The organism is Pedobacter sp. (assembly GCF_965227205.1).
Taxonomy (GTDB): Bacteria; Bacteroidota; Bacteroidia; order Sphingobacteriales; family Sphingobacteriaceae; genus Pedobacter.
The window spans coordinates 3,275,897-3,300,276 of record NZ_OZ245727.1 but is presented as its reverse complement, the minus strand read 5'-3'; the positions used below and the strand labels follow the sequence as shown (position 1 = coordinate 3,300,276).

General features: G+C 38.2%; 23 protein-coding genes and 2 tRNA genes. 19 read left to right on the top strand and 6 right to left on the bottom strand.

Annotated elements, in window-relative coordinates:
- Nucleotides 1-19: 19 nt before the first annotated feature.
- The 3 genes from ACO05K_RS14120 to ACO05K_RS14110 form a co-directional block, all read right to left on the bottom strand.
- Entirely contained in the window at nucleotides 20-1,087 is a 1,068-nt protein-coding gene (locus tag ACO05K_RS14120; protein WP_421945073.1) for an efflux RND transporter periplasmic adaptor subunit, read from the bottom strand.
- Nucleotides 1,088-1,089: 2 nt separating this feature from the next.
- The gene (locus tag ACO05K_RS14115; RefSeq protein ID WP_421945072.1) at nucleotides 1,090-2,430 is read right to left on the bottom strand and encodes a TolC family protein; all 1,341 of its coding nucleotides are present in this window, start codon (nucleotides 2,428-2,430) and stop codon (nucleotides 1,090-1,092) included.
- Nucleotides 2,431-2,494: 64 nt separating this feature from the next.
- Nucleotides 2,495-3,103: a TetR/AcrR family transcriptional regulator gene (locus tag ACO05K_RS14110; RefSeq protein WP_421945071.1), complete on the bottom strand. Its 609-nt coding sequence runs from the start codon at nucleotides 3,101-3,103 to the stop codon at nucleotides 2,495-2,497.
- Nucleotides 3,104-3,267: 164 nt separating this feature from the next.
- Between ACO05K_RS14110 and ACO05K_RS14105 the strand changes: the two genes are divergently transcribed.
- The 4 genes from ACO05K_RS14105 (at nucleotide 3,268) to ACO05K_RS14090 (ending at nucleotide 5,651) form a co-directional block, all read left to right on the top strand.
- A complete protein-coding gene (locus ACO05K_RS14105; protein WP_421945070.1) occupies nucleotides 3,268-3,705 on the top strand; it encodes a sterol desaturase family protein in 438 nt (145 codons plus the stop codon).
- Between the two features lie 76 nt (nucleotides 3,706-3,781).
- Complete coding sequence (gene murB / locus ACO05K_RS14100; protein ID WP_421945069.1) at nucleotides 3,782-4,798, top strand: UDP-N-acetylmuramate dehydrogenase; 1,017 nt, start codon at nucleotides 3,782-3,784, stop codon at nucleotides 4,796-4,798.
- 134 nt (nucleotides 4,799-4,932) lie between these two features.
- Nucleotides 4,933-5,463, top strand: coding sequence for an RNA polymerase sigma factor (locus ACO05K_RS14095; RefSeq protein WP_421945068.1), 531 nt, complete (start codon nucleotides 4,933-4,935; stop codon nucleotides 5,461-5,463).
- Nucleotides 5,464-5,483: 20 nt separating this feature from the next.
- Nucleotides 5,484-5,651, top strand: coding sequence for a hypothetical protein (locus tag ACO05K_RS14090; protein WP_421945067.1), 168 nt, complete (start codon nucleotides 5,484-5,486; stop codon nucleotides 5,649-5,651).
- A 698-nt stretch (nucleotides 5,652-6,349) separates the two neighbouring features.
- On the opposite strand, the gene ACO05K_RS14085 is transcribed toward ACO05K_RS14090, so the two are convergent.
- Complete coding sequence (locus ACO05K_RS14085; RefSeq protein ID WP_421945066.1) at nucleotides 6,350-7,831, bottom strand: phytoene desaturase family protein; 1,482 nt, start codon at nucleotides 7,829-7,831, stop codon at nucleotides 6,350-6,352.
- A 106-nt stretch (nucleotides 7,832-7,937) separates the two neighbouring features.
- Here ACO05K_RS14085 and ACO05K_RS14080 point away from each other — a divergent pair, with 106 nt between their 5' ends.
- The 3 genes from ACO05K_RS14080 (at nucleotide 7,938) to ACO05K_RS14070 (ending at nucleotide 9,718) form a co-directional block, all read left to right on the top strand.
- Nucleotides 7,938-8,468 carry a hypothetical protein gene (locus ACO05K_RS14080; RefSeq protein WP_421945065.1) on the top strand — a complete coding sequence of 177 codons (531 nt, stop codon included), beginning with the start codon at nucleotides 7,938-7,940 and terminating at the stop codon, nucleotides 8,466-8,468.
- Nucleotides 8,469-9,164: a lycopene cyclase domain-containing protein gene (locus tag ACO05K_RS14075; protein WP_421945064.1), complete on the top strand. Its 696-nt coding sequence runs from the start codon at nucleotides 8,469-8,471 to the stop codon at nucleotides 9,162-9,164.
- A 317-nt stretch (nucleotides 9,165-9,481) separates the two neighbouring features.
- Complete coding sequence (locus ACO05K_RS14070; RefSeq protein ID WP_421945063.1) at nucleotides 9,482-9,718, top strand: cytochrome b5 domain-containing protein; 237 nt, start codon at nucleotides 9,482-9,484, stop codon at nucleotides 9,716-9,718.
- Nucleotides 9,719-9,863: 145 nt separating this feature from the next.
- Here ACO05K_RS14070 and ACO05K_RS14065 read toward each other — a convergent pair whose 3' ends face one another.
- On the bottom strand, nucleotides 9,864-10,784 hold the full coding sequence (locus ACO05K_RS14065; protein ID WP_421945062.1) for a PfkB family carbohydrate kinase: 921 nt from the start codon (nucleotides 10,782-10,784) through the stop codon (nucleotides 9,864-9,866).
- A gap of 145 nt (nucleotides 10,785-10,929) precedes the next feature.
- On the opposite strand from ACO05K_RS14065, the gene ACO05K_RS14060 reads away from it, so the two are divergent.
- The 3 genes from ACO05K_RS14060 (at nucleotide 10,930) to ACO05K_RS14050 (ending at nucleotide 11,983) form a co-directional block, all read left to right on the top strand.
- Nucleotides 10,930-11,003, top strand: a tRNA-Asn gene (locus tag ACO05K_RS14060).
- Between the two features lie 86 nt (nucleotides 11,004-11,089).
- Nucleotides 11,090-11,163 (top strand) — tRNA-Asn (locus ACO05K_RS14055).
- A 481-nt stretch (nucleotides 11,164-11,644) separates the two neighbouring features.
- On the top strand, nucleotides 11,645-11,983 hold the full coding sequence (locus ACO05K_RS14050) for a YnfA family protein (protein ID WP_421945061.1): 339 nt from the start codon (nucleotides 11,645-11,647) through the stop codon (nucleotides 11,981-11,983).
- A 22-nt stretch (nucleotides 11,984-12,005) separates the two neighbouring features.
- Here ACO05K_RS14050 and ACO05K_RS14045 read toward each other — a convergent pair whose 3' ends face one another.
- Nucleotides 12,006-13,382 (bottom strand): aspartate kinase, encoded by a 1,377-nt coding sequence (locus ACO05K_RS14045; RefSeq protein ID WP_056851475.1) that lies wholly within the window; start codon nucleotides 13,380-13,382, stop codon nucleotides 12,006-12,008.
- A 346-nt stretch (nucleotides 13,383-13,728) separates the two neighbouring features.
- On the opposite strand from ACO05K_RS14045, the gene ACO05K_RS14040 reads away from it, so the two are divergent.
- The 9 genes from ACO05K_RS14040 to ACO05K_RS14000 all read left to right on the top strand — a co-directional run bounded on the left by ACO05K_RS14040 (nucleotide 13,729) and on the right by ACO05K_RS14000 (nucleotide 24,362).
- Complete coding sequence (locus ACO05K_RS14040) at nucleotides 13,729-14,334, top strand: N-acetyltransferase (protein WP_056851476.1); 606 nt, start codon at nucleotides 13,729-13,731, stop codon at nucleotides 14,332-14,334.
- A 14-nt stretch (nucleotides 14,335-14,348) separates the two neighbouring features.
- Nucleotides 14,349-15,503, top strand: coding sequence for a M20/M25/M40 family metallo-hydrolase (locus tag ACO05K_RS14035; protein ID WP_421945060.1), 1,155 nt, complete (start codon nucleotides 14,349-14,351; stop codon nucleotides 15,501-15,503).
- A gap of 53 nt (nucleotides 15,504-15,556) precedes the next feature.
- Nucleotides 15,557-16,888, top strand: a complete 1,332-nt coding sequence (locus tag ACO05K_RS14030; protein WP_421945059.1) for a sigma-54-dependent transcriptional regulator — start codon at nucleotides 15,557-15,559, stop codon at nucleotides 16,886-16,888.
- Nucleotides 16,889-17,140: 252 nt separating this feature from the next.
- A complete protein-coding gene (locus ACO05K_RS14025) occupies nucleotides 17,141-17,218 on the top strand; it encodes a potassium-transporting ATPase subunit F (RefSeq protein ID WP_082035969.1) in 78 nt (25 codons plus the stop codon).
- A gap of 37 nt (nucleotides 17,219-17,255) precedes the next feature.
- Nucleotides 17,256-18,974: a potassium-transporting ATPase subunit KdpA gene (kdpA, locus tag ACO05K_RS14020; protein WP_421945058.1), complete on the top strand. Its 1,719-nt coding sequence runs from the start codon at nucleotides 17,256-17,258 to the stop codon at nucleotides 18,972-18,974.
- An 8-nt stretch (nucleotides 18,975-18,982) separates the two neighbouring features.
- Nucleotides 18,983-21,010 (top strand): potassium-transporting ATPase subunit KdpB, encoded by a 2,028-nt coding sequence (gene kdpB, locus ACO05K_RS14015; protein ID WP_421945057.1) that lies wholly within the window; start codon nucleotides 18,983-18,985, stop codon nucleotides 21,008-21,010.
- 18 nt (nucleotides 21,011-21,028) lie between these two features.
- On the top strand, nucleotides 21,029-21,589 hold the full coding sequence (locus ACO05K_RS14010; RefSeq protein WP_056851481.1) for a K(+)-transporting ATPase subunit C: 561 nt from the start codon (nucleotides 21,029-21,031) through the stop codon (nucleotides 21,587-21,589).
- 256 nt (nucleotides 21,590-21,845) lie between these two features.
- The gene (locus tag ACO05K_RS14005; RefSeq protein WP_421945056.1) at nucleotides 21,846-22,916 is read left to right on the top strand and encodes a porin; all 1,071 of its coding nucleotides are present in this window, start codon (nucleotides 21,846-21,848) and stop codon (nucleotides 22,914-22,916) included.
- Nucleotides 22,917-23,231: 315 nt separating this feature from the next.
- Nucleotides 23,232-24,362 carry a sensor protein KdpD gene (locus ACO05K_RS14000; protein WP_421945055.1) on the top strand — a complete coding sequence of 377 codons (1,131 nt, stop codon included), beginning with the start codon at nucleotides 23,232-23,234 and terminating at the stop codon, nucleotides 24,360-24,362.
- Nucleotides 24,363-24,380: the final 18 nt, after the last annotated feature.

Here is a 24,380-nt window from a genome sequence, read left to right as displayed (position 1 = left end):
TGACAAATTATAAACTAACTTATTTAACAATGCTTACAGCAGTGCCTTCAGCTAAGTTGATTTGTCCACTGGTAATTACAGTTTCACCTTCAGTTAATCCGCTAATAACTTCTACGTTATCACCTAAAATTCTACCTGTAACAACTTTTCTTATTTTAGAAGTGTTGTTCGATTTATCATAGATGAAAAGTTGATTGCTACTTACGCTACCCACAAAAGATGTGCGTGGTACCAAAATACTTGGCGCTTGCTTAGGGAAATTAAACACAGCAGTTCCATACATACCAGCTCTTAAGCTATTTTTTGTATTGTTAGATACTTCAATTTCAATTGGGAAGTTTAAAGTTGCATCTGCTTTAGCAGCAATAAAAGTAACTTTACCAGAGAATTTTTCATCAGGAAACACAGTTGATTTGATATCGATGTTATCACCGATTTTCAAACTTGCAACCTGCGATTCGTTAACGTTAACCTTTAACTTTAATTTAGAAACATCAACAATTTCGAATAATTGCGTTCCTTGCGCAGTAACAAAAGCACCTACTTCAATATAACGTTTGTTTACAATACCGTTAATTGGAGATTTGATATTTGCATCACTCAATTTTCTTTGAGAAGCCTGTAAACGCAATTTCGCATTTCTGGTTGCTAATTTAGCCTGATCTAACTGTTGTTGAGTTACACCACCAGTTTCATAAGAACTTTGATATCTAGCTTCATCTCTCTTAGCGTTATCATAAGAAGCCTGAGCAGTTTCTCTATCTGTATTGATAATTTCAGCATCTATGCGAGCTAAAACCTGACCTTTGCTAACACGAGCGCCTTCATCAACATAAATTGCCGAAACACGACCAGCATTTTCAGATAAAAAGTTTAATTCCTGTTTTGGTATAAAATTTCCGTTTGCAACAAAGTCCAAATCGACAACTTTTTTCTCTACAGTAGCAACACGAACCGCTACAGCACCACCACCTTCAGCAATGAATGCAGTTTTAGCTTCGTTCTTCTTTTTATTGTTGCTTAAAACATAAGCTATTGCACCAAGGGCAACAACAACTACGATTATTATGGTAATTATTCTTTTCATTTCTATTGTACTAGCGATTTAATATTTCCGTTTGATTTTATTAATTGTATTTCGGCAATTTTATAATTTAATAAAGCCTGTGTATAGCTGTTTTGCGATGATGTTAAAGAGTTTTCTGTATCAAGCAAATCTGTTAATGTTGCCAATCCGTTATTGTAATTGTTTTGTGTGCTTTTGTAAATTTCTTCAGCCAGCTCAACATTTTTACGTTGCAAATTGATTGTGTTTAAGTTATTGCGAAGTTGGATTTTAGCATTTTCGTAAGCTAAGTTTAATCCATTTACGTTTTCTTTTCTATCCTCTTTAGCTTTTAAAATATCAACATTAGCCTGGCGAACTTTTGAACGTGTTAAAAAGCCATTGAAAATTGGTACACGTAAAGTTAAACCGATTGCAGATGCGCCATATCCAATTGCAGCCGCATTAGAGCTTAAGAAATCGAAACCATCACTTTGGCTTGAATAAGTATAGTTTCCTGTTAATGATAATGATGGATAATACTCAGCCAAATAAGCTTTTCTTTGTAAAGAAAGTAACTTATCCTGGTTGTTCAAAAGCTTGATTTCTGTTCTGTTTGCTAAATCAACCGAATCTGTAAATACTGGTAATTGTGTAACCTGAGTAAGTTCTGCAGCTGGTAATTCAATTGGATTTGAAACCGGCATACCCATCGAAAATTTTAATTGATTTTCTAATTGAGTGATGGCATTAACAACTTGATCTCTTTGTGTATTTAAGTTTGTTAAATTAACCGTAATACGATCTACATCAATCTTTCTGGCCAAACCATTTTTAAACTGATTAGAGATTACTTTTTCTACAGTTTTAACGTTTTTGATGTTAGTATCAATTACGTTCAGCTGTTGTCTGTTAACTAAAACCTGATAATAGTTATTGGCAACCAATTCAATAATTTGCTCCTCAGTTAACTGTGAAGTTAAATTATAATACTCTTCACTAGAACGTGCTGCTTGCAAACCTGTAAATACCTGTTGGTTAAATAACTGCTGTGAAAGTTGTACACCCGCAGTCGAGTTCCAGTTTTGACCTAGCTTGATGGCCTGCGTTTGTCCACCAAAATTTGCAACAAGCTGACCGATAATTGGATTGTAAGTTAAGCCTGCATTACCTGTAATTTGTGGTAAAGCCTGCGCTCTAACTTCTTCAACCTTATATCTTCCACCTTCTATATCAAGTTTCGATTTACGAACTTTAATATTGTTTTGCAGCGCATAGGTAAGCGCTTCTTTTAAGGTAATCCGTTGCTGTGCAGCTAACAGATTAGGTAAAGTAATGCCGATTATAAGCAGGAGCATTAATTTTACCATTTTTATTCTAAGCATAATGTATTGTTTTTTGTTTTTGGGTTCTATTTATTTATCTGTATTAAAGCACTGCTGCTTTATATTATTCGCATCTTAAACCTTTGGTAAAAATTACAGACAGGTCTTTTTGCTTTTGGCTCATTCTGTTTAATGCCTTTTTATCAGGAAAAATGTCCTTTCCAGTTTCCATAACGCACATTGTGGTTAAGCCCATTAAGCTTTCTAGATACAGTTCTGATATATGGCTCATGTCAGGATGATCGATTTCACCTTTTTCTTTTGCCTTAGTAAAAACCTTTGCGAAGAAATCTTTTTCCAAATCCTTTAATGAATTCAGTTTAACTTTAATAACCTCATCATTTAATAAATCTGGTATCCCTTCAGCAATTTTCAGCATGTAATATTTCTGAAAAAATGTGTTTCGAACATCAATAGTATTAACCAAAGTGGTTTCTAAATTTTGCTCTGGGTTATACTTTTTCTGTATTGCTTCAAAAAAATCGGTAAATACTTTTTCAATTACACCAAGTATTAAGTGTTTTTTATCGGGGAAATAATAATAAAGGGATGGTTTTGAAACAGCTAAATCTTCTGCAATATCATTCATCGTAGTTTTGTTGATACCAAAATGGCTAAAACGCTTAATGGCACCTTCAATAATTTGTTCCCTTTTTTTATCGGCTACAATCATTTTACTTTTCTACTTTCTGACTTTTTTAATATATTAGTCAAAAGTAGATCTAAAATTTCAAATCTTAATCATTCGATTAATAAACGAGATATAAGGTTACAATATTATGACACAGGCAGGCTTTCTTATTGGTTTATATTGCGTTATGGTTTAAATATTCAGACATGCAATTTGTATTTAACTTAGTTATAATATGCACAACAGTTGTGCTGATGGAATGTCTGTCGTGGGCAATACATAAATATCTGTTTCACGGACCATTGTGGTTTATGCATAAAAGCCATCATAAACATTCAAAATCCTTTTTAGAATGGAATGATGTTTTTGCGCTAATCTTTGCCGTTTCTTCTCTTTACCTGATGTATATTGATAGAGAAAATCCCAGTCTTAGATTTTCTGTTGGTGCAGGTATTACAATTTATGGCTTAATCTATTTTGTAGTGCACGATTGGTTTGTACATCAACGAATCAAACCATTTAAATCAAAAAATAGCTATCTGGTTAGAATAAGGAAAGCGCATAAAATCCACCATAAAAATATGGACAAGGAGAAGGGAAGGGCTTTTGGATTGTTGTTTGTTAATAAAGAAGTATTAAAATAAGTTATCGAAAACCAATTTCAGCTAACTAAACTTCTATCTATATATTTCTTACTTTTGTCGGCATAACAAAATCAACATGCTTCAGATACAAGAAAATATTTCATTAAAACCTTACAATACATTTGGTATAGATGTTAAATCACATTTTTTTGCTGAAATATTTGAAGTAGAAGATTTAAAAGCACTTTTCGAAAACGAGCTAACCAAAACGCAAAAAATCTTAATTATTGGTGGCGGCAGTAATATGCTTTTTACCAAAGATTTTGATGGTCTTGTAATTAAAATAAGCATAAAGGGAATTCAGGCTAACGAAAACGGAGCGCAAATAAGTGTAAAAGCTGGCGGGGGAGTAGTTTGGAACGATTTTGTAAATTATTGCGTAGAACATAATTATGCAGGTGTAGAGAATTTAAGTCTTATACCGGGCACAGTTGGCGCATCTCCAATACAAAATATTGGCGCTTATGGAGTAGAATTGAAAGATGTTTTCGAAAGCTGCGAAGCATTCGAAATAAAAACAGGAAATGTAAAAACGTTCAACTTTAATGATTGCCATTTTGGTTATCGGGAGAGCATATTCAAAGGCGAGTTAAAAGGACAGTACATTATAACCTCAGTAACTTTCAATTTAAAAACTGAAGCCAATGTTAACACCTCTTACGGTGCAATCGAAACAGAATTACAAAAAAGAGGAATAGAAAAACCTGGCATAGCCGAAGTTTCTGCTGCGGTTTCGCACATTCGAGTAAGTAAACTGCCCGATCCTTCAACCATTGGCAACGCAGGCAGTTTCTTTAAAAATCCGGTTATAGAAAAGTACGAATTTGCAGACATTGTAGCCAAAACTCCAGATGTGGTGCATTATCCAACGGCCGATGGAAAAATAAAACTTGCAGCTGGCTGGCTTATCGAACAGTGCGGTTGGAAAGGTAAAATTCAAGGTCAAACCGGAACCTGGAAAAATCAGGCATTGGTATTGGTTAATCATGGAAATGCCACAGGCTCAGAAGTGTACAGTTTTTCTGAACAAATAATAGACAGTGTAAAGTCTACTTTTGGAGTCACTTTAGAACGCGAAGTAAATATCCTGTGACGAAACCCTGCCTGAGCTTTTAAAAGGCAATTTGGCACCGTGCCAAAAAAAGTTGGTACTAAGTTTGTTTAGCTTAATACGAAATAGAGAACAATTTATTTGTTTTTTCAAGTCGTACCTAAAGCTAAAATATCATGACAAAATTTGAATTCAACCATCTAGTTAACCACCATTCAGTATCCCTTAGATCGTATGCTTTGAACTTTACTAAAGATGCAGAAGACGCAAATGATTTAGTTCAGGATACTATGCTTAAAGCGATAACTTATTATAATAAGTTTAAAGAAGGAACCAATTTAAAAGGCTGGTTATTTACCATAATGAAAAACACTTTCATTAATAACTACCGTCGTTTGGTTAAAACAAATACTCTAATTACACAAAGCGAAGATATTTCTTCAGCAAACCTTTCATACAGTGCAACTAAAAATCAGGCAGAAAGTAAATTTGTTTTAGGCGATATCGATAAAGCCTTGGCAACACTTCCTGAAGAATATTATGTGCCATTTATCCGTTATTTCGAAGGGTTTAAATACCACGAAATAGCAGATATGTTAAATATCCCAATCGGAACCGTAAAAACACGTATCCATGTAGCAAGAGGGATTTTAAAAAAATATCTTAAAACTTATTCAAAAGACATCGCTGTAGAAGAGATGGCGTAAAAATACATCCACTTTAAAACATGAAAAGCTCAGATTTTATCTGGGCTTTTTTTATTATTGAAGATTTTTATAAATATTTGAAGCGCAAGTTAAGTGGCTTTTCGGTTTCAGCAGTCCCGCTGCCATTCCAAGTCTTCAGCTTTCGTACCTCAAGCTTCCGGGCTTTCCATTTTATCTGGGCTATTTAACTTAATTTACTGCATGTAGGTAGAAACCTCTACCTTCCAACTTTGCGATGTTATCAGCTCACTAAAATAGTTATCTGAATCTATCGAAAAACTCTCTAATAACCTGAGTTCGATTGATATTTCTTGAAGACAGAAGTCTAATGACCTTTTACGTCACTGCGAGGTACGAAGCAATCTGTTTTTTAGATAAGAAAGATTGCTTCGGCTCGCACAAGTCCAGCTTCGCAATAACGACCGTTCTTTTTTTGTACTAGTAGTTGGTGTCTCGCTAACCACAGATTAAAATTATAGTGTGTTTTGGATAATATTTAGATTGCTTTCTGTTGGTGAGACACCAACAGAAAAATAAAATTTGATGTGCTTTTCAGACTAGCACAACCGCTGTCTGTCTGAGCTTGTCGAAGACCTCTCTATAAAATAAAACATATTTGTCCTTCAGCTACTTGTTCAGAAACTTAATTACTATTAGCCAAAAAAGGAAAGTGTTTGGAAAGCGCTACAAAAGCAAAAGGCCTGGAATAAATCCGGGCCTTTTTGCTTATCATATATTTGGTTAGTTGATTCTTATGTTTTATTTCAACAATTCGCCTTCTCTCTAATTTCGAAACAAATGCAAACCTCAATAATTTACGCGTTTTAATGAAGTTTTGCAGTATTTTTGTTTTGTGGTTATAAAGATAAGGGAAATTTTAAATTTGTCAAGCTTTTTTTAACTTTTTTATTATTTCTTTTGCAACTACTTCTCCGGAGATAATTGCAGGTGGCACTCCGGGGCCTGGGACGGTTAATTGTCCGGTATATAATAAATTCGTTACGTTGCTTTTCATTTTTGGCTTCAAAAACGCTGTCTGTTTCAAAGTGTTAGCTAAACCGTAGGCATTTCCTTTAAACGCATGATAGTCGCTCTCAAAATCATTCATTGCATAGCTTCTTTTAAACAAAATACTATCAGTAATATCGTTACCGGTTAAATTTTTAAACCGTTTTACCAATAAGTTAAAGTATTCTTCCCTTTTGGTTTCGCTATCTTTCAAACCTGGTGCAACCGGAACCAAAAAGAAAAGATTCTCACATCCATCGGGTGCAACGCTCAAATCTGTAACCGAAGGGCAACAAGCATAAAATAATGGCTTCGACGGCCATTTGGCATCTGTATAAATTTCCGCGGCATGTTCATCAAAGCTTTCATCAAAAAATAGGTTATGATGAAGAATATTATTCAGTTTTTTGTTCAACCCAATATAAAATAAAAGGCAAGATGGTGCCATTGTCCTTTTATCCCAATAGTGTTCGTTGTATTTTCTATACGGTTTGTCTAGTAAATTTTGTTCAATGTGATGGTAATCGGCATTGCCAACAACAAAATGTGTTTCAATACTTCCATTTGTTGTAATCAATCTTTCAACTATATTATGCTGCACATCAATTTTGGTAACCTCGGTATTAAATTCAAACTTAACACCTTGTGCTTCGGCAATTTTCTGCATAGCCTCTACAATTTTATGCATACCACCCATTGGATACCATGTGCCTAAAATTAAATCTGCATAGTTCATTAAACTGTACAAAGCGGGCGTGTTTTGCGGCGTTGCACCTAGAAATAAAACCGGAAATTCTAAAAGCTTACGCAGTTTTTCATTTTTAAACAGCTTGTGAACATGAGTTCTCATGTTTCCGATTAGCTGTAGTTTTATGCCGCTTATAGCCAAACGTGGGTCGAAATATTCCATCACACTGTGCGATGGTTTATAAACGTACTCCGTCATTCCAACTTCGTATTTATATTTCGCCTGATTTAAGAAACTTATTAAATTCTTTGAGCTACCGGGTTCAAGTGTTTCAAAAAGTTTAAATAACTCTGCTTCCGTCGCCGGAACATCTAAAGTATCATCTTGCCCGAAGTAAATTCTATAAGATGGAGCCAAACGTTTTAGCTCGTAAAAATCGGAAGTTGTTTTTCCGAATTGCTGATAAAAATTTTCAAAAACATCCGGCATCCAATACCAACTTGGGCCCATGTCGAATAAAAAACCATCCTTGCTCCAGGTTCTGGCTCTTCCGCCTGCCATTTCGTTTTTTTCTATAACCGTAACATCGCAACCATTTTTAGCCAAAATTGCTGCGGCAGATAAGCCTGCAAAACCAGCACCAACAACAGTTACTTTTGTTTTTTTATCCATGCTGTAAATAAAAGAATTTTGAACGATTTTGTTTTTCTTTTCTTTAACTGCTTTCGCTGAACCTAATACTTAAACGCAAATAAAACCATTACCTTTGTTTGAACACATGATTAGACTACGATTTTTATTTATTTTACTCTTTGTTTCAACACAAATTTGCAAAGCACAATTATCAACAAAAGAAATAGCTGTTTTGAAACTGGAGCTGGTTAAAGCGGTTGAAAATTCAAGGCTTACCGATTCTCTTTCTAAAAAACTAAATGCTTTGCCTCATAAAACAGCGCTGATAACAGGCTATGCGGGCACGCTCGAAGCTTTAAAGGCCAAGCATTCATGGAACCCATACAACAAGATAAAATACGTAAAGCGTTCTTTAAAAACTATGCAAACGGCCATAAACATGGATAAGGAAAATTTGGAAATCAGGTTTATGCGGTTTTCAATCGAGCATTTTACACCTTCGTTTTTAGGTTTTAGCAAAGATTTAGATGTTGACAGGAAAGAAATTGTAAAACATTACCAAAATAATAATTTTGGTTTGGCAGATGATGCTTTAATTAAAAACGTGGCTAAATTTATGATTGATAGCAAACGTTGTACTGCCGCTGAAATTAAAATCTTAAAAAAACACATTTAAATGAATTACCTATATCTGCTTATAAATATTGCAGTAATCTTATTCCCGCTGTTGCTTTCTTTCGATAAAAAGGTTTATTTTTTTAGTAAATGGAAGTTTATTTTGCCAGCAATAATTATTACTGGGATTGTGTTTTTGATATGGGATTTACTTTTTGTAAAACTGAACGTCTGGTCTTTCAACCCTGCATATTTAGTGGGAATAAGTTTTTTTGGTTTGCCGCTTGAAGAAATTTTATTCTTTTTAACGGTTCCTTATGCCTGCGTTTTTATTTATGAATGTTTAAATGTTTACTTTCCGAAAAACAACTTACAACGCTATAGTTTGGCCTTAAGTAATTTGTTGTTAGGTGTCTGCATAGCCATATTATTTTTTGGCTACAGCAAATGGTACACGGTAATTAATTTCGGTTTCTTATTCGTAGTCCTTTTGTATGTCGAATATGTAAACGCAAAATTGCGCTTTATGTACAAGTTTTACAGGGCTTATGTTGTTTCGCTATTGCCATTTTATATTGTGAATGGTTTTTTAACTGCTATTCCGGTAGTAATTTATAATAATGAAGAAACTTTAAATATGCGGGTTGGAACAATTCCATTCGAAGATCATTTTTATCTGCTTTCTCTGCTGTTGATGAATGTATTTCTTTACGAGTTTTTTAAAAATAGGGCAGAGCTTAAGAAAATAGGTGAATGATAGTTCGTCTTTATTCGTCATTGCGAGGCACGAAGCAATCTCTTTACAGGAAGGGAATTTGTTCTTTTGAGATTGCTTCGTGCCTCGCAATGACGTGTGTTTATAGTATTTGCGACTAAAGAAATATCTATTAAGAAGGTTTATGAACAAGGTTTTGCGATTTACAAGCCATAAAAATGAAATGCAGTTTTTGCGAACTAGGCCCGGTTGCAGCGATACCCTGCAGAGAGTATTAACGAGCGAAGCGTATAAGCGAAAAACGGGAATAAACTTTGTGTTTTACACAGGAGCTGCGCTTCAAATAAATTTATTTTAAAATGATGGATTTACCAGTTTACACAAAATCTCAATTGGCGCTTCGAAACGGGCAAGACAAACCTGAAATTTGGGTTGCGTTTAAAGGCCTGATTTACGATATGACCGAAAGTAGATTGTGGCGGAACGGTAAGCATTATGAGCATTGGGCCGGACAGGATTTGACAGAAGAATTAGTCGATGCACCGCATACCGAAGCGGTTTTTGAGAAATTTACACCTATTGCTAAAATGCTTTAAAAGTTAGCCACAGATTAACAGATTTTGATTTTTTGATACACGGTATAAGATAGAGTTTACATCATATGCACTAAATAAAAGCCACAGATTGGCAGATGAATAAAATCTGTAAATCTGTGGCTGTAAATATAATAGTTGAAGCTTTTTATGCTTCTATTGTAAATGCGCTTAAGTTTACAAATTGTTGAATTCTGCTCGCAACTTCTTCTTCTGTTAAGTTTAACAATTTCTCAGTTCCGAATTTCTCTACACAGAATGAAGCTAATGCCGAACCATAAATGATTGCATTTTTCATGTTGTTAAAGTTAATAGTACCAACTTTAGCTAAATAACCAATAAAACCACCAGCGAAAGTATCACCAGCACCTGTTGGGTCAAAAACCTCTGCCAATGGTAGGGCAGGAGCAGAGAAAATCTGATCTTCGTGGAACAATAATGCACCGTGCTCACCTTTTTTAATGATTAAATATTTAGGGCCCATTGCTAAAATTTTCTTAGCCGCTTTTACTAAAGAATATTCGCCAGAAAGCTGACGAGCTTCTGCATCATTAATGGTTAAAACGTCTACTAATTTGATTGTTTCCAATAAATCATCCATCATAATGTCCATCCAGAAGTTCATGGTATCCATTACAATTAGTTTTGGGCGGTTTTTAAGGCGTTTAATTACCGTTTGTTGAACTTGAGGAGTAAGATTTCCTAACATTAAGTATTCGCAATCCTGGTAGCTTTCTGGGATAATTGGGTCGAAGTTTTCTAAAACATTAAGTTCCGTAATTAAAGTATCACGGCTGTTCATATCGTTATGGTATTTTCCCGACCAAAAAAATGATTTTTCTCCGGCTTTAATCTGTAAACCTTCGGTATCAATTCCGTGCTCATTAAAGGTATCGATATCCGATTTTGCAAAGTCATCACCAACTACTGCAACAATTTTTGCTTTATTATAAAAGTAAGAAGCAGCTAAACTTGCGTAAGTTGCAGCTCCACCAACAATTTTATCTGTTTTTCCAAAAGGAGTTTCAATAGCATCAAAAGCTACAGTACCTATGATTATCAGGCTCATATATTTTAATTTGAATTTTTTTAAAAATTTTTCACTGCAAATATTGCATAAATAATTTAAAAGCCCTAATATTGCATTCCCAAAACGAACAAGGGTATGCGAGCTGCAAAGCACAAAGAACCTCGTTTTAGGAAACAACCAGCACTCCTTCTTAGCTCAGCTGGTTAGAGCATCTGACTGTTAATCAGAGGGTCGCTGGTTCGAGCCCAGCAGAGGGAGCAAAAATCCTCACAGCAATGTGGGGATTTTTTATAATATAATTGCCAAATGATTTTGGTAGAAAATAGTTAAACCAGAATAAATATTCCTTCTTAGCTCAGCTGGTTAGAGCATCTGACTGTTAATCAGAGGGTCGCTGGTTCGAGCCCAGCAGAGGGAGCTGATAATCAATCAGTTAGCCTCACTCTGTCCGAGTGAGGCTTTTTATTTGCACAAAATTTGCACATTGAATTTTCTACGATTTTTTTTCTTGCAAACAGCTATGAAATTGAAAAGTCGAAAGAATATTTAGATTTTTTAGAAGTTAATTGATTTGAGAAAATTTGACAAGCGATGTTCAAAATTTATCATTGTGAATTTTCAGTTTGCACAGAATTTGCATAATTGTTATTGCCGCTTGTGTAGCTTTTATCCGCGGAAAATCGAACTTTTATGACCATTTTGAAGCGATAATAAATTTTGAAAAAGTTTTGAAGAACAAGATTGAGGTGAAGTATAGCAAAAAAGAAATGTTTGTAGTTTTTCACCTATCGGATAAAAGGTAAGCTATAGTAGAATGAAACAAGCTGGTCACATATACATAAAGTGAATCATTTTCGGCGATCATTTTGTAAGTTTGAAACTCCAAAAGACCTACCGATATGAGCATTTTTAAATCACTTTCTATTTTTGTTTTAGCCGGACTTTTTGAAATCGGTGGTGGATATTTAATTTGGCTTTGGCTTAAGGAAGATAAACCATATTGGTATGGGATTATCGGCACATTTATACTCGCGCTTTATGGTATTATAGCTACTTGGCAAACTGCAGAATTTGGGCGGGTATATGCGGCATATGGTGGTGTTTTTATTATCATGGCATTGATCTGGGCCTGGAAGATCGATGGATTTAAACCTGACCGATACGACATTATTGGCGCTCTCATTGCTCTTACAGGTGTTTGTATTATACTATTTTTTCCAAGGCCAGAGATCAAGTAGCCAGCCATGGAAATTTTTACTTTTATTGCATTGCTTTGTTTAGTGCTATTATTGCGGGACGGTAGTCTTCACGGTCCAATATAAACTGTATGTTTACCTTACGTAGTGCAAATCCCGCGCTTTTGATATTAATCCCATTTTCAGTCAAGGCAGAAGCACTTTTTGCAAGCAGGCCAGGTTGGTCTATATTGGAGCCAAGTAAACAGACAATCGCAACCTTTTCATATATGACTTTTTCAAACTCACGTTGGAGATCTGTGATCAGGTTTTTTCGGAAATCTTTTTCCCATATCAAAACTGAAATACTATTTGCACTGGTCGTCTTAAAAGTATATGAAATATTATGGGCGGCGAAAATATGCATCGCCTTTAAATCGCTGCCTACGCTTCCAACCATTAAAGCATCATATATGTCAATAAGCAGAAGTTTCTCTGCTCCGGTAATCATTTCTATGCGCTTTTTCTCACAAAGGTAAGACTTGGTTATAAGCGTTCCTTCATGGGCTGGATCAAATGTGTTTTTAATTCGAAGTGAAATCCCTTTCATTTCGAGTGGCTTGGAAGCAGAAGGATGGATTGCCTCCATGCCTACATCAGCCAGTTGATCGGCAATGTCGTAATTGGTAAAGCCAACCGGGCTACAGTTTTCTTTGCCAACGATAGCAGGATCGGCAGTTGACAGATGATATTCCTTATGGATGATGGCTTCATCGGGGCGCAGGATTTCTGCGATTTTGCTAAAGGTTACTTCAGAATATCCCCGGTCAAACTCCCTCATAATCCCTTCTGTTCCTTTAGTATAACCGGTAACAATGCAGATGGTCCGTGCTAGTGGTACCTCTTTAAATGCTTTTTTGATTCGCTGATCAATGGTGATTGAAGCATGGTCATCAAAACCTCCAAGATCCATCCGGTGAACACTAAGCCCGCGGTTTGCCAAGATATTGCTCAAAACGAAAGCAGAATGACTCTCACCAACGGAGGCAAGTATTTCCCTGGCTGCCAGCAAAATCCCGCTTTTGCTTACATACCCAGAGGAGAGGATGTTGACAAGATTATCCAGGTATTCAGCTGCTTTTTTGACATGGTTTTCAATAAAAAAATCTGCTGCCTGCAGATCCAATCCAATCTGGACATAACGAAGATTAATAGATTTGAGCTTGGATACCAAAGACTGCATCGGTCCGGCAAAATCCTGGTGTTTAGTTATCTTGTGATATATCCCAGGTGCTCCTGTTTTTTTGTTTTCCAAAAGCAAATCGGTAACACCTGAAAAAGCAGAAACGACAAATACCCGATTATAAAGTTCATCACCGCTCTTTCCATAAAACATGATATTTTCAATTACCTCATATAGTGCGGACATCGAGGTTCCGCCGATTTTTTCTACGCTTAACATTAGATTGCTTTTTCATCACCTATACCATTGTCATGCCAATACAAACCAAATTACAGTTGTTCCAAAGGCATAACAGCTAAAAATAGCCTTGATTTGGTATGCAACGGAGAAATAGTTTACTAAAACCCATCGTGTTTTTTTCTGCCGTTGCCACTGATCTTTTATGCACTATTGTTTACACTGCCAAAATGAAATTGACCCTTTCATTTTGAAAGGGTTTGGCATTAAGGGTTTCCATTCACAGAAAATAAATGTATCCGCTCATTTGCGCTAAAACCCTTTTTCAAGTCGGGCACTGATTTAAGGCACCACCTTTGTAATTGGCCTGTAATGAAATTTTAAGATAATGGATAACCAAATTATTTTTATACGAATCGCAGATGAGCGAGATACCAAATTTATACCCGAAATCATCGCCGAAACTGAGCGGTCTGCTATAGCGAGGGGTTCGGGAATTGCTAAAAGAACACCTTCTTCTGTAGAAGAGAAAATTCTTGCGGGAAAGTCAGTCATAGCGGTAACCAGTAGCGATCAGTGGGTTGGCTTTTCTTATTTAGAGACTTGGGAACAAGGCAGGTTCGTTTCGAATTCCGGCCTGATTGTCGCGCCTAAATTCAGGAATTCAGGAGTAGCAAAATCCATAAAGAACCGGATATTCAAACTCTCCAGGAGGCTATACCCGGAAGCGAAAATTTTTAGTATCACTTCAGGGCCTGCTATTATGCGCATGAATGCCAAGCTAGGCTTTCTGCCTGTAAGTTTCGCTGAGATTACCCATGATGAGCATTTCTGGGAAGGCTGTAAGAGCTGCGTTAATTACGATATTTTAAAAAGGAAGGAAAAATGCAACTGCCTTTGTACCGCAATGCTCTTTGATCCGGAATACCTCATTGACGCACAGCCGTTAATTTACCTTAACACAGAAATCTATCAGGAAGTTTCTTATTCTTAAAAACCAATTAATCCATGTACAACATCATCAGAAAAACAACTGCCGGAGCACCGGACCTGAACCAAATTTATCAGCATTCGCTTCAACTGCTTTCAACCCTTATCTCAACGCCTTCTTTCAGCAGCGATGAAATGCTGACTGCCGATGCTATTGAGTCCTTTTTAAACCTAAGTGGTGTCAATACCTTTAGAAAATATAACAATGTCTGGTGCTACAACAAGCATATGGATGCCGAAAAGCCTACCATTTTGCTAAACTCACACCATGATACAGTGCAGCCCAATGGTCAATACACTAGAGATCCATTTAATCCAGCCATAGAAGATGAGAAGATTTTTGGCCTTGGCAGTAACGATGCAGGTGGCTCTCTGGTTTCATTGATAGCTGCTTTTTTATATTTCTTTGAGCGCGATGACTTACCTTTTAATCTATGTCTGGCAGCGACTGCTGAAGAGGAGACCTCGGGGGAATTGGGTATCCGTTCGATACTTGGTGATCTGAAAGATATTTCGTTCGCAATAGTAGGTGAACCAACAGGGATGCAGATGGCCATTGCCGAAAAAGGGTCAATGGTCTTAGACTGCGTAGCCAAAGGCCGCTGTGGGCATGCAGCCAGGGAAGAGGGTGACAATGCCATTTATCATGCACTGAAAGACATAGAATGGTTCCGGACTTTCCAGTTCCCGATTATGGATGGTCAGCCACAACCCGTAAAAATGAGCGTAACTGAAATTAGGGCTGGTATTCAGCATAATATCATCCCAGCCGAGTGTCATTTCACGGTAGACATCCGTTATGATCATAATTACAACGAAAGGGAATTGATCAATATGATAATAAACCATACATCTAGTTATTTCAAGATTCGCCCCAATGTGTTGAAACCATCATTCATTGATTTGACCCATCCGATAGTAGTATCCGGATGCTCTCTGGGAAGAGCGACTTATCTTTCCCCGACAAGCTCAGACCAGGGCTGGCTGGATGTGCCCTCAATAAAGATGGGTCCGGGAAACTCTGCGCGCTCTCATACAGCTGATGAGTACATTGGTATTGATGAAATTGAAGAGGGTATCAATATTTACATTGCCATTCTTGAATCGCTGGATTTAACTCATCATAAAAACGTTCTCAGATTCGAGAAAGGGACGGATATCAATCCTGGATAAAGGAAGATTTTCCATTCCATCTTCATATCGAAAACGAACATTATATTTACCACATGGAAAAAACTGTCCTCATCATAGATGATGAGCCAAAAATACTTGGTCTGTTGTCCAGGATAATAGAACTTGAAGGCTTTAAAGTTCTTCAGGCTAATACTGGGAAAACAGGATTGAAAATCGTGAAATCCAGAGAGGTACATGTCGTCATAAGTGATGTTAAGTTGCCTGACATTAATGGTGTAGAACTGGTTTTAGCAATCAAAAAGCTAAAGCCTTTTATCGAGGTGATCAATCTCACGGCTTTTGGTACGATTTCCGACGGTGTTCAGGCCATGCGAAACGGCGCCTTTGATTATATTGTAAAAGGGGATGACAATGATAAAATCATTCCCCTACTGCATAAGGCTATTGACAAGGTGAAGCTCCAGATCCGTGTTTATGAACTGGAAAGGCAAGTTGGAAAAAAACATAGTTTTGATGAAATTATCGGTAGTTCCCCGTCAATAACTAATGCTATTGATATGGCAAAAAAAGTAGCCAATTCCGATGCTACTGTGCTCCTTCTTGGAGAAACAGGTACGGGAAAGGAGGTTTTTGCGCAGGCGATCCATCATGAAAGTCCCAGGAAGCTAAAGCCTTTTGTCGCACTGAACTGTAGCGGATTTAATCCTGAACTTCTTGAGAGTGAACTATTTGGATACAAGGAGGGTGCGTTTACCGGAGCTGCACGTGACAAAAAAGGGCTATTGGAAGAAGCTAACGAGGGAACACTATTTTTGGATGAAATAGGTGAGATGAACATAGATCTTCAGGCCAAACTTTTACGGGTACTGGAAAACCAGAGTTTCATCAAGATAGGAGATACCAAAACCAGCAAAGTTGATGTAAGAATCATTGCAGCGACCAATCGAGGTTTAAAGGAGGAGGCTGAAAAAGGTACTTTCCGGTCAGATCTTTATTACCGTCTGTCGGTATTCTCACTAGAACTTCCCTCACTTGGTCAAAGGAGGGCAGATATTGTGCCTATTGCAAAACATTTTCTTAATTTATTTGCAGCTAAGGTAAACCGGGCAGAGATGGTAATGGATAAAGAGTTTATAACCCTACTTACCAATCATGCCTGGAAGGGAAACATCAGAGAACTTAAGAACATCATTGAGCGGGTAGTCATTCTTGCCGACGGCAATTTGATTACCGCCGATCTTTTGCCCTTTGAGTTCCATGATCTTGATGGTGCAAACGGGGGGCTGAGCATGGCGGCAGTAGAGCGTCAGCATATCAAAAAAATCTTGATGCACACTGGCGGAAACAAGACCGAGGCGTCCAGGGTTCTGGGAATTGGGCTTACGACCCTTTATCGTAAGCTCGAGGAATACGGATTAAACTGATTTTTCCATAATGAAAATGACCCTTCCATTTTGGAAGGGTTTTTTTTTGAGAAAATATTTCAAAAGTAATTTACCTTCGATTAATTATTTGACCTTCAGTGTTTTATGTATTAATTAATTATTTGTGGTACGGGAGTTGAATAAGGGCTTACCAAAAGTAACTTATTATGACTGTACTATTTATCATCATCCTTCTTTTGCTCTGCTGGGCAGCTTACAAATCAATCGACTGGTTCGAAAAAATCTAAAACTATGATAGCACTATTTATTATCGCAATTGCCGTATTCATCTACATGATTTACGTGCTGATTAAACCCGAAAAATTTTAATCCTGTCTCCCGCTTGGGACCATTAACAAATTAAGAAATGAACACTGAATTAACCGGCATTATTGCCACATTCCTGCTCACCCTTGTTATCGCCATTCCTTTAGGGATGTATCTGGCCAAGGTTTTTGCAGGGGAAAAAGTCTGGACAGATTTTTTAAAACCTCTTGAATCCGGGATCTATAAGTTATCCGGAATAAACATCAAAGAGCAAATGAACTGGAAACAACAGATGAAAGCATTGATGACTATCAATTTATTATGGCTAGTCTATGGTTTCTTTGTGCTTATCTTCCAGGACAAGCTCCCATTTAACCCAGATGGAAATCCAGGAATGACCCCTGATCTTGCTTTCAATACCATTATCAGCTTTGTTGCTAACTGTAACCTGCAACATTATTCGGGCGAAAGTGGTGTAAGTTACCTTAGCCAGCAATATGTGTTGATGTTTTTGCAATTCGTAAGCGCAGCAACAGGTATCGCAGCTGCGGTAGTGCTGTTTAAAGCATTCAGGGATAAAACAACTACAGAACTTGGAAATTTTTGGGAATTTTTTGTAAAGGCAATTACCCGCTTGCTTATGCCTTTAGCTATTGTAGTTGCAACGATCCTAACATTTAACGGTACACCATCGAGTTACGAGGGCAAAGACCAGTTTATATCCATGCAGGGAGATACGGTAAATGTTTCCCGCGGACCTGCTGCACAGATGATTGCCATAAAACACCTGGGTACAAATGGTGGAGGCTACTTTGGTGTGAATTCGGCCCATCCTTTTGAAAATCCAAGCTACTTTACCAATATGGTAGAGTTGATTGCGCAGGTCATCATTCCAATTGCTATGGTCATCGCCTTTGGCTTTTTCATAAAAAGGAAAAAACTTGGCTGGACTATTTTTGGGGTAATGACAATCGGCCTTTTTATGTTGCTTATCCCAATGCTCAGCTCAGAGCTTGGCGGAAGTCCGGCATTAGCTAAAATGGGTATTTCCCAAACAACAGGTGCTATGGAAGGGAAGGAAGTACGCTTCGGACCGGCTGCATCTGCATACTGGGCTACTGTAACGACCATTATTTCTACAGGTTCGGTGAACAGCATGCATGATAGTACCATGCCAATGTCCGGTACATGGCAGCTATTGGGCATGATGATTAATTCATTTTACGGGGGATGTGGAGTTGGTCTACTGAATTACTTTATTTACTTAATTGTAGCGGTGTTTATTTCAGGACTAATGGTTGGTAGAACACCAGAGTTTTTAGGACATAAGGTAGAAGCCAGGGAAATTAAGATAGCGGCTATTATTACTTTACTGAGTCCATTTTTAATTTTGGCCGGAACAGCCATTGCAAGCTATGTTTTTACGAACTATGGAGATGCGGGCTGGGCAGTTCAACCCAAAAACTGGCTAAATAATCCAGGTTTTCATGGATTTTCAGAGATGCTTTATGAGGTAACCTCATCGAATGCCAATAACGGATCTGGTTTTGAAGGACTTGGAGATAACAACATTTTCTGGAACCTTTTAACAGGTGTTATTATTTTCCTTGGTCGTTTCCTTCCCATTATTGGTCCTATAGCTATCGCCGGATTGCTTGGCGCTAAAAAATTCATTCCGGAATCAGCCGGTACACTTAGAACAGATACGAAGACCTTTGCACTGATGACCTTTGCTGTTATTATCGTGCTGAATGCACTTTCTTATTTTCCTGCACTGGCCCTGGGCCCAATAGCGGAATATTTTACCATGCTTAAATAGATATATAAATGAAACCCAATAATAAATTGTTCGAACCTGCCTTGGTGCAGACCGCACTAAAACAATCCTTCATTAAGCTAGATCCCAGGGTAATGGTCCGTAATCCGGTGATGTTTACCGTAGAGATCGGAACCCTGGTAATGGCTTATGTTACCGTATATTCTTTCAGCCATAGCGGACAGGGATCTCCCTTATACAATTTCTTCATCTTTTTAGTTTTATTGCTGACAGTACTGTTTGCGAACTTTGCTGAAGCCATTGCAGAGGCAAGAGGTAAGGCACAGGCTGACAGTCTGCGCAAGACCAGGGAAGAAACACCTGCAAAAGTGCTTCTGGCAAACGGAACCATTGAGATCCGTTCATCTAATATGCTTAAAAAAGGTGATGTGTTTGTCTGTGAAACAGGAGATACCATCCCAACTGACGGAGAAATTATCGAAGGTATTGCAACCATTGATGAATCGGCCATTACAGGGGAATCTGCTCCGGTAATTCGCGAATCGGGTGGTGATAAATCATCTGTTACCGGTGGTACAAAAGTCTTATCAGATGAGATAAAAGTGCAGGTAAGTACTGCACCTGGCGAAAGCTTTTTAGATAAAATGATTGCTTTGGTAGAAGGTGCATCACGTCAAAAAACGCCTAACGAGATTGCTTTGACAATTCTATTAGCAAGCTTTACTCTAGTATTTATCATTGTATGCGTAACCTTAAAACCTTTCGCAGATTATGCAAATACTCCAATTACCATTGCAGCTTTAATTTCGCTTTTCGTTTGTTTAATTCCTACAACAATAGGTGGTTTGTTATCTGCTATTGGCATAGCTGGTATGGATAGGGCTTTAAGAGCAAACGTAATTACCAAATCGGGTAAAGCAGTTGAAACTGCAGGTGATATCGATGTACTGCTATTGGACAAAACCGGAACAATTACTATTGGTAACCGTAAGGCAACCAATTTTTACCCAACAGAGGGAGTAGATGAAAAAACATTTACTGATGCCTGTGTCTTGAGTTCACTGGCTGATGAAACCCCTGAGGGAAAATCGATCATCGAACTTGCAGGTGAACAAGGTTTCAGAACAAGCGGAACCCCTGAAGGTTCAACTTTTATCAAGTTTACGGCTGAAACCCGTTCTAGCGGACTGGATACAGCTGATGGTAGAAGAATCAGAAAAGGTGCTTTCGATTCAATCAGGAACATAGTTGAGAAAGCGGGTAACATTTTTCCTTCTGATATAGAAAACCATGTGAAAACTATTGCAACAAATGGTGGAACACCGTTAGTTGTTTCTGAAAATGAAAAAGCGCTTGGTGTAATCGAACTTCAGGATATTATTAAACCAGGTATCAGCGAACGCTTTGAACGGCTTAGAAAAATGGGTGTTAAAACGGTAATGGTAACGGGTGATAACCCTTTGACGGCTAAGTATATTGCTGAAAAGGCGGGTGTTGATGATTTTATCGCCGAGGCAAAGCCTGAGGATAAGATGAACTACATCAAGGATGAGCAAGCCCTTGGTAAGCTGGTTGCGATGATGGGTGACGGTACAAACGATGCGCCGGCTTTAGCTCAGGCAGATGTTGGTGTAGCCATGAATAGTGGAACACAAGCGGCAAAGGAGGCAGGAAACATGGTCGATTTAGATAACGACCCAACCAAATTAATTGAGATTGTAGAAATCGGGAAACAGCTGTTAATCACCCGTGGAACGCTGACTACCTTTTCGATTGCCAATGACGTTGCGAAGTATTTTGCTATAGTTCCTGCCTTATTTATCGCTTCAATCCCTGCGTTGCAGAGCTTAAATATTATGGGACTGCATTCTCCGGAATCGGCGATCATGTCGGCGGTCATCTTCAATGCGATTATTATCCCGATCCTGATTCCGTTAGCACTTAAAGGTGTTGCCTATAAGCCAATCGGTGCGACCGCACTCTTGCGCAGGAATCTGTTCATATATGGTATAGGTGGGGTGGTTGCTCCATTTATAGGCATCAAAATTATTGATTTATTAGTAGGCTTATTCGTATAAGCCTTAAATTAAAATAAAATGAAAAAGTATATTATTCAATCCATCCGCTTAACAGTTGTCTTAATTGTATTGTTATGCGTTGTTTATCCCATTAGTGTTGCCTTTATGGGTAAAATGTCCAAAGGAAACGGCGGGGGTGAGAAAATCATCAAAAACGGCAAAACAGTGGGATACGCATTACTTGGCCAGTCTTTTACCAAACCGGAATATTTCTGGGGAAGGCCATCTGCAGCTGGCTATAATGCGGCCGGTTCAGCGGGTTCAAATAAAGGACCTTCTAATCCGGATTATTTAAAGGATGTACAGTCTCGTATCGATACCTTATTGAAATACAACCCTGGGATTAAAAAATCCGATATCCCCGCCGATATGGTTACTGCATCAGGAAGCGGGCTTGACCCGAATATTTCTGAAGCCGGCGCCGCCATCCAGGTGGCAAGGGTGGCCAAAGCCAGGAAAATAGACGAGCAAAAAGTGAAAGAACTGGTTGCCATGAATACCCTTAAGCCCTTTATGGGACTTTTCGGACCATCATCGGTAAATGTACTGAAACTCAACCTGGCCCTTGATGAACTATAAAAAACTGACCATCCTGCTGCCTGCTTTTAAAGCGTTTGCCAAAACAGTCAAGTAGGCAGCATCACCGGTCAATCTGATAACACCCTAAAATTAATAACAACAAAGTTTTTGGGGCCCGTAAAAAAAGAGCACGGGTCTCAAGGGCTTTGCCCTAAAAAGCACATTTTCAATTTTTATGAAACCGTCATAATTTTTCATACCGCGTTGTGGGATTAACAAATTCGATGGCTTCATTACCGTTAAATTATTCAAAAAGATGAAAAAATTATTATTACTAGCCGCTGCAGTTTCAACAGTATTCTTAGCCAAAGCGCAGGAAGAACCAAAGATCAAGGTAACCGGATACCTGGAAGCCTATTATGGATATGACTTTAACAAACCGGCAGATCATAACCGCCCTAGCTTTATCTATTCACATAACCGCGCAAATGAAGTGAACTTAAATCTTGGTTTTATCAAAGCGGCTTACGATAGCGGTAATATCCGTGCAAACCTGGCTGTGATGGCAGGGACATACGCAAACGCCAACCTTACGGCCGAACCAGGAGTGTTGAAAAACGTCTTCGAAGCCAATGCGGGTGTAAAGCTTTCTAAATCTGAAAATCTTTGGATTGATGCGGGTATCTTTTCATCACATATAGGCTTCGAGAGCGCCATATCTAAGGACTGCTGGGTACTTACCAGAAACATTTCTTCCGAGAATACGCCTTACTATGAGTCTGGTGCAAAAATTACATATGGTACAAAGGATGGTAAATTTACAGCAGTCGCCCTATATCTGAATGGATGGCAGCGAATTACACGCCAGAATGGCAATGATAAACCTGCAGGAGGCTTGCAGCTGACTTGGAAGCCTACGGATAAAATTACGGTAAATTACAGTAATTTCCTTGGAAGCGAAGGCGCTGACACGGTTAGGGTAAACCGCTTCTATCATAACGTTTATGGTATCTTTCAGCTTACCGATAAGTTCGGCGTAACACTAGGTTTCGATTACGGAACCCAGCAAAAAATAAAAGGAAGTAATGACAAGAATGAAGTGATCTCACCAGTAGCTATCCTGCAATATAAGTTTGCGCCAAAATGGGCTGTTGCGGGTAGGTTCGAATATTATGAAGATAAAAATGGCGTATTTATAGCAACAGGAACTCCAAATGGATTTAAAACAAAGGGTTATTCTTTAAACCTTGATTATTCTCCAATTCCAAACGCTGTCATTCGTTTAGAAGGAAAAGCATATGACAGCAAAGATAAAATATTTGTCAGAGATGCCGGTGCGGTTAATGCCAATGCAGCATTAACTGCCAGCATAGCCGTTTCATTTTAATAAAGCTCATTTATCCACCCGGAAACATTTTTCGGGTGGTCAATTTAAAAGATTATGCATCCTTACATAGAAATCATATACTGCTTAATTTTGATCACCCTAGGTGTGATTTTAATTAAAAGGCTTAGGGTAGTTAAGAACAGGAAAAATATAAACTTTTACAGGACATTTGCCGCAAGGAAATATTGCGAGCTCATGTCCAGAAAATTAACCATCCGGTTAATTATTACGGTATTTGTACTAAGCCTGGTCGTAACCAGTTTTATACTAATCGAAAAGGGTATCATGAGTGTGGTTTGGAATTATTAAACGATAATGGAAGAGCAACAAAAGGAAGAATCGGTAAAACATTTTCTCGATCTGGTTAAAAAGTCGAGGCGTGGAAAGCTGAAAGTGTATATTGGCATGAGTGCCGGTGTTGGCAAAACGTACAGGATGCTCCAGGAAGCACACGCTTTGCTTCGTAATGGTATCGATATCTGCATTGGATATGTAGAGACCCATAACCGGGCGGAGACCCATGCTCTTGTTGCCGGTCTTCCTGAAGTCAAGAGGCGAAAGATATTTTATCGTGGTAAGGAACTCGAAGAAATGGACCTTCAGGGTATCATCAATCGTCATCCGGAGATTGTCATTGTTGATGAACTTGCCCATACGAATGCGGAAGGTAGTAAAAACAGCAAGCGCTGGCAGGACGTTTTTGATTTGCTGGAAGCCGGGATCAGTGTTATCTCAGCCGTCAATATTCAACATTTGGAGAGTATTAATGAGGAGATAGAGCAGATAACGGGTATAGCGGTGACCGAACGCATACCGGACAAGATTTTGGAGCTAGCCGATGAAATCGTAAATATCGACCTTACAGCTGATGAGCTGGTAACCAGGCTGAAAGAGGGGAAGATCTATGATAAGAGTAAGATAGAACGGGCACTTGGAAATTTTTTCCAGTCCGATAAAATCCTTCAGTTGCGCGAACTCGCCCTCAAAGAGGTCGTGCACCAGGTAGAAAGGAAAATCCAAACCGAAATCCCCAAATCCATTAAGCTTAGACCTGAACGCTTTCTGGCCTGTATATCTTCCAATGCTGAAACAGCAGGTGTTGTAATCAGGAAAACAGCACGCCTGGCATCCTATTACCGTTCTCCCTGGATTGTGCTATATGTACAGAGTGATAGTGAAAGCTTAGAACGCATAAAACTAGACAAGCAAAGGCACCTGATCAATCATTTTAAGCTTGCTACTGAACTTGGGGCAGAGGTGATTAAAATCAAAAGTAATCAGGTTACGCGTGCCATCATTGATATGGCTACCGAAAAGGAGGTTACAACCATCTGTATCGGGAAGCCACACCTGAATATCTTTCAAGTCATTCTTCGAACGGCAATCTTCAACGGACTGTTGAAAAATCTTGCCATGAAGGACATCGATCTGGTCATTCTATCTTAATACTTACCATATATACAA

Bases quoted from the DNA above. Each gene is read 5' to 3' on its own strand.
- ACO05K_RS14120 (WP_421945073.1), bottom strand. From the start codon at position 1,087: ATGAAAAGAATAATTACCATAATAATCGTAGTTGTTGTTGCCCTTGGT.
- ACO05K_RS14115 (WP_421945072.1), bottom strand. From the start codon at position 2,430: ATGCTTAGAATAAAAATGGTAAAATTAATGCTCCTGCTTATAATCGGC.
- ACO05K_RS14110 (WP_421945071.1), bottom strand. From the start codon at position 3,103: ATGATTGTAGCCGATAAAAAAAGGGAACAAATTATTGAAGGTGCCATT.
- ACO05K_RS14105 (WP_421945070.1), top strand. From the start codon at position 3,268: ATGCAATTTGTATTTAACTTAGTTATAATATGCACAACAGTTGTGCTG.
- murB (WP_421945069.1), top strand. From the start codon at position 3,782: ATGCTTCAGATACAAGAAAATATTTCATTAAAACCTTACAATACATTT.
- ACO05K_RS14095 (WP_421945068.1), top strand. From the start codon at position 4,933: ATGACAAAATTTGAATTCAACCATCTAGTTAACCACCATTCAGTATCC.
- ACO05K_RS14090 (WP_421945067.1), top strand. From the start codon at position 5,484: ATGAAAAGCTCAGATTTTATCTGGGCTTTTTTTATTATTGAAGATTTT.
- ACO05K_RS14085 (WP_421945066.1), bottom strand. From the start codon at position 7,831: ATGGATAAAAAAACAAAAGTAACTGTTGTTGGTGCTGGTTTTGCAGGC.
- ACO05K_RS14080 (WP_421945065.1), top strand. From the start codon at position 7,938: ATGATTAGACTACGATTTTTATTTATTTTACTCTTTGTTTCAACACAA.
- ACO05K_RS14075 (WP_421945064.1), top strand. From the start codon at position 8,469: ATGAATTACCTATATCTGCTTATAAATATTGCAGTAATCTTATTCCCG.
- ACO05K_RS14070 (WP_421945063.1), top strand. From the start codon at position 9,482: ATGATGGATTTACCAGTTTACACAAAATCTCAATTGGCGCTTCGAAAC.
- ACO05K_RS14065 (WP_421945062.1), bottom strand. From the start codon at position 10,784: ATGAGCCTGATAATCATAGGTACTGTAGCTTTTGATGCTATTGAAACT.
- ACO05K_RS14050 (WP_421945061.1), top strand. From the start codon at position 11,645: ATGAGCATTTTTAAATCACTTTCTATTTTTGTTTTAGCCGGACTTTTT.
- ACO05K_RS14045 (WP_056851475.1), bottom strand. From the start codon at position 13,382: ATGTTAAGCGTAGAAAAAATCGGCGGAACCTCGATGTCCGCACTATAT.
- ACO05K_RS14040 (WP_056851476.1), top strand. From the start codon at position 13,729: ATGGATAACCAAATTATTTTTATACGAATCGCAGATGAGCGAGATACC.
- ACO05K_RS14035 (WP_421945060.1), top strand. From the start codon at position 14,349: ATGTACAACATCATCAGAAAAACAACTGCCGGAGCACCGGACCTGAAC.
- ACO05K_RS14030 (WP_421945059.1), top strand. From the start codon at position 15,557: ATGGAAAAAACTGTCCTCATCATAGATGATGAGCCAAAAATACTTGGT.
- ACO05K_RS14025 (WP_082035969.1), top strand. From the start codon at position 17,141: ATGATAGCACTATTTATTATCGCAATTGCCGTATTCATCTACATGATT.
- kdpA (WP_421945058.1), top strand. From the start codon at position 17,256: ATGAACACTGAATTAACCGGCATTATTGCCACATTCCTGCTCACCCTT.
- kdpB (WP_421945057.1), top strand. From the start codon at position 18,983: ATGAAACCCAATAATAAATTGTTCGAACCTGCCTTGGTGCAGACCGCA.
- ACO05K_RS14010 (WP_056851481.1), top strand. From the start codon at position 21,029: ATGAAAAAGTATATTATTCAATCCATCCGCTTAACAGTTGTCTTAATT.
- ACO05K_RS14005 (WP_421945056.1), top strand. From the start codon at position 21,846: ATGAAAAAATTATTATTACTAGCCGCTGCAGTTTCAACAGTATTCTTA.
- ACO05K_RS14000 (WP_421945055.1), top strand. From the start codon at position 23,232: ATGGAAGAGCAACAAAAGGAAGAATCGGTAAAACATTTTCTCGATCTG.